The 3,008-nt window shown below is 57.5% G+C and carries 2 protein-coding genes; both read left to right on the top strand.

Annotation, left to right across the window (positions count from 1 at the left end; all coding sequences use genetic code 11):
• Nucleotides 1–478: 478 nt before the first annotated feature.
• Nucleotides 479–1,120, top strand: a complete 642-nt coding sequence (locus NKI95_RS34085) for an IS5 family transposase (protein ID WP_352722227.1) — start codon at nucleotides 479–481, stop codon at nucleotides 1,118–1,120.
• Nucleotides 1,121–1,459: 339 nt separating this feature from the next.
• Nucleotides 1,460–2,890 carry an amidase gene (locus tag NKI95_RS34080; protein WP_352722225.1) on the top strand — a complete coding sequence of 477 codons (1,431 nt, stop codon included), beginning with the start codon at nucleotides 1,460–1,462 and terminating at the stop codon, nucleotides 2,888–2,890.
• Nucleotides 2,891–3,008 lie beyond the last annotated feature (118 nt).

Genomic DNA, 3,008 nt, shown 5'->3' with positions numbered 1-3,008 from the left:
TGATTCGGATCGGCCTTAGCAACCAAATCCTACGTCATTTCAACGGGTTGAACCACATCCGCCAACCCACCGTGAATTTTTCAGGCTAGGTGCGTCGGTACGCCGAATTGATCAAAGCCTTTGTGTTTTGGTGCATGAAGCCGGGGTTGAGCCAATGCGCTCCTTAAGTCGGGCAGACTATTGCCGTAGCTGCCTTGCGGCGGGCAGATTTCGGGCAGCGCAGAGCCGGCATACGTCAACGTCGCCGCAGCGATGGGGCAAACCGCGCTCCCATTGCTGTAAGCTCGATTGCGTTTCTCCATCTGGTTTCGGGGCGCGGTGGCCGCGTCAGTCAGTGTCCCTGCGGTATGTCGAGCTTACTTTTCATCCCGACGTTGCTTCTCAAACTCCCGAAAACCGCCAAATTAGGCCGCAAACTCATAAATTGAGGTACCACTTTGTGACGAGTTCTGATTCACGACTTCTTTTGGAGGCCTGAATGCGCCGTTACGAACTGAGTGACTTTGAATGGAGTGTGATCCAGCCTCATCTGCCGAATAAGGTTCGAGGCGTGGCGCGTGTTGACGACCGCAAGGTTCTCAACGGCATTCTTTGGCGTTTCCGGACTGGATCGCCCTGGGCGGATGTGCCGGATCGATATGGTCCCTACACCACATGCTACAACCGGTTCGTGCGATGGCGCAAAGCCGGGGTCTGGGATCGGCTGCTCGCTGCGGTTTCCAAGGCTTTCGACGGCGAGATCATCATGATCGACTCCTCCTGTGTCCGCGTTCATCAACATGCTGCCACGGCAAAAAAAGGGGGCGTTGACGATGGTTGCATGGGACGTTCCCGCGGCGGGCTCACGACCAAGATCCACGCGCTCGTCGATGCCGAAGGCCGACCGGTCGATCTCGTCCTGACCGCAGGGCAGGCACATGACGGCAAGCCCGCAGTCGCCATGCTCGACGTCCTTCAGCCCGATGCGATCCTGCTCGCAGATCGCGCCTACGACAGCAGTCATTCGCGACCTGGCGGCGCAGCGAGGCGCATGGGCAAACATCCCGCCGAAGAAAACCCGAACCGGCAGCTTCCCCTTCAGCGCATGGGTCTACAAGCATGCGTCAGGGTCAGTCGATAACCACCGTGAACGGCCGGGCTCACATGCTGCAGCTTCTCCTCGCAAACGGATAGAATACCGCCGGAATCGGGGCGGGGCTCTTTCAACGTTGCGGAAAATCAACCATTCCAAGACGGTATATTCCACGGCAGAGATGAGCCGAATATTCCAGAACATGAAGTTCCGTTCTATCTCGTTACCAGATGACAACAATATGCAAACTGAATTTGACGCGCACTGCCGACGGGCGAAACATCGATGAAAAAGGCGACGTCACTGCAGCACAGCATCGTCAAGACGGCCCCAGAATTAATCAGTAGCTCCGCAGTGGCGAAGAACAGAATGAAGCGAACCATGTAAATGAAGAGTCGTTCATCCGTGCCAACATCGCTTGACGATCTGACAGGGTGCGAGTGCCTGGAGCTATATCGAACGCGGCAGGTCTCGCCCGTTGAAGTCATCGATGACTGTCTCAGCCGTATCGATGCCAGCAACCCGAGGCTGAACGCATTTTGCCTTGTCGACCACCAAGAGGCCAGGTCTGATGCCCGGGCTTCGGAGGGACGATGGATGAAGGGGGAACCGGTTGGAGTACTTGATGGCATTCCGGCTACCATCAAAGACCTCACCTTAACGCGGGGCTGGCCGACAAGGCGTGGATCAATGTCCAGTAGCGCCGACGGGCCTTGGTTAGACGACGCGCCAATCACGGCGCGTATCCGTGAGGCTGGTGGCGTTATCCTCGGCAAGACAACCACTCCAGAGTTTGGCTGGAAAGGTGTTACAGATAGCCCAGTTTACGGCATCACCCGTAATCCTTGGAACCCTGATCTGACCCCAGGCGGGTCGTCGGGGGGCGCCGGAGTTGCCGCGGCCCTCAACCTTGGCTTTCTTCATCAGGGTAGCGACGGTGGGGGATCAATCCGGATACCAGCGAGTTTCACAGGAACCTTCGGCTTCAAGCCGACCTTCGGCATAGTTTCGCAATGGCCCGCCAGTGCCATGACCACGCTGTCTCATTTGGGGCCGATGACCCGCACGGCCGCGGATGCGATCCTGATGATGAATGTGATCTCACGAAAGGACGCACGCGACGGCTATGCGGGACCCGCTTATCCCGGCCTCGAGGTCAATCCAGCAAAAACCCTCAAGGGTCTGCGGGTCGGCTATAGCCGGGACCTTGGTTATGTAAAAGTGGCCCACGACATCCAAAGAATTACCGACAAGGCGGTCGACCAACTACTGGCTCTTGGAGCGGAGGTGATCGAGACCAATCCAGGATTCGCGGATCCGGTCGAGGTATTTGCTACATTCTGGTTCGCTGGCGCCGCCCGTATCCTGTCGCGAATGAACCAAAAGCAAAGGCAACTTTTAGATCCCGGCTTTCTGGAAGGTGCCGAACGCGGCCTGAGGATAACGCTTGCCGAATTTCAGGAAGCTGAGGCGATGCGGTTTGAGCTTTCGGCGCTGATGGCGAGATTCCACGAGGACTTCGATCTCCTGGTCACACCGACAATGCCTATCGCCCCGTTCCCAGTCGGGCGCAATGTACCAGATACTAGTTACACAGGGTGGGTGGACTGGACCCCCTTCACCTATCCCTTCAACTTGACACAGCAGCCCGCAGCGTCCGTGCCCTCTGGCCTGGATAATCAAGGGCTCCCCGTTGGGCTTCAGCTGGTGGGTGCACGGTATTCCGATGCGGCCGTTCTTGCGGCGTCACATACGATCGAAAGCCGCCTCGGACATCTTTCGTTGAAGAGGAATAACTTCAGCGCCACCGTCCCTTGAGAGAGACGAGCCCGTCTCCGCCATCGATCCGGAGTAAGCGGGCAGCTGAGGCCGTTCAGCGCTGGTAATTCCATGGCATGAGGGCGTCGATATCGCTGTTTGGCCAGCCATTGGCAAT

The organism is Mesorhizobium sp. M0306 (assembly GCF_040321655.1).
Classification (GTDB): Bacteria; Pseudomonadota; Alphaproteobacteria; order Rhizobiales; family Rhizobiaceae; genus Mesorhizobium.
Note: the sequence above shows the minus strand (reverse complement) of the source record. Positions and strands in the feature narration are given on the sequence as shown.

Bases quoted from the DNA above. Each gene is read 5' to 3' on its own strand.
- NKI95_RS34085 (WP_352722227.1), top strand. From the start codon at position 479: ATGCGCCGTTACGAACTGAGTGACTTTGAATGGAGTGTGATCCAGCCT.
- NKI95_RS34080 (WP_352722225.1), top strand. From the start codon at position 1,460: ATGAAGAGTCGTTCATCCGTGCCAACATCGCTTGACGATCTGACAGGG.